This window comes from Oleiphilus sp. HI0086, from assembly GCF_001635225.1.
The window spans coordinates 1-1,389 of record NZ_LWFZ01001010.1; the positions used below are offsets into that span (position 1 = coordinate 1).

A 1,389-nucleotide genomic window follows, 5' to 3' on the forward strand; every position below is an offset into this window, starting at 1 on the left:
GTCGAACTGATGCAACACCGGTGACCTTAACTACCTATGGCATGCTATTGGCGTTAAGAGATGAGTATGGGGCAGCCTATGAAGCTGGTGAAAAAGCTAAGCAGTGGCTGGAAAGTAATCCGAACTGTAGGGACTCCGCTTCTGCATGGAATGGAATTGGAGTGTCACTTGCACATCTAAAAGGACACGTCACAGAGTCATATTACGCTTACGAGAGAGGCTTCGAAGCCGGGATTGAGACAGGAGAGCTTGCTAGAGCAGGGGTGTGCTTATCTGCGAAGTCAACGATCAAAGCGGTTGCGGGCTTTCCCATTGAAGAGTTACTAACAGAGTATGAGGAGGCGAAGGCCTTTGTCGAGAAAAAGTCTTTGCGTGTTCCTTTTCTGCCGATACTTGAAAACTCTTGGCAATCTTATCTTAAGCACGAATACTTGCTTGGCGACGAAAACTTCGAGGCGACCTCGTTAGCAATTATCAATGGTAGTTCTTTCAAAGCCTTTCTCATGTATTGCCGTTTTGAATACTTCTTCTGGGACGAAGCGGATTGCGAAACACTGGTTGCGCATTTGTTTGACGCGGTTGCAAGTTACGGGCTTTTCAAAAGCCATTTTATGATGGTTGACCTATATTGCCTTAGTAATCTTGCCTTTATTCGTGCTCAGAGAGAGGGCTTTGTAGGCGCTAGTCATCAAGCATTCAAAAAATTGGAGAAAGTATCAAACGAGCTCAAGCACATTCTTCAGCTTCGAGCCGATTTATATTCTCTTAATCATGAGCATAAAATTGCTTTGGTAGAAGCAGAGCAGCTTGCCTTAGATGGCGCGCCTTTTGAACAAACGGCAAAGCGTTATAAACAGGCCATAAAGGAAGCCGAGGAAAACGGCTTTAGACAATATGCCGGTTTATCAAACGAATTCTTTGGACGCTACTTAATAGATATTGGTTTTGAATCCCTTGCCGATGTTCCGATTAAACGGGCACATAGCTGGTACAAGAGTTGGGGGAATAAAGCCAAAATTGATAGGCTATTAGCATGTTATCCTGAGCTGGCTATAAGTGAGAAACGTGATAAAACAGTGCCAGCCACATTTAGTAATTCGTCAAATGTTACGCTGACTCAGCAGTTTTCAACTGGCTTATCCGCGACCAGTTCAGTCAGGTCGGGAGAGGCTTTGGATTTTCAGTCAATCATAAAGTCAATGCAGACCCTGTCGGGGGAGTTGGATTTACACAACCTCATTGAAAGCATGATGAAAGTAATTCTTGAAAATGCAGGTGCACATATTGGGGTCTTGGTTGTACAGAGCCTGAAGGGGCCAAAGATAGAAGCTCAAGTCGATTTACCAAACGATCAGGCTTCCTATTTAATGCATATACCTCTGGAAAAGT

Annotated in this window: 1 protein-coding gene; it reads left to right on the top strand. The window is 44.3% G+C overall.

What is annotated here, in order from left to right:
* On the top strand, positions 1-1,389 hold a 1,389-nt coding region (locus A3756_RS27925; protein WP_197481376.1), incomplete at both ends, for a hypothetical protein.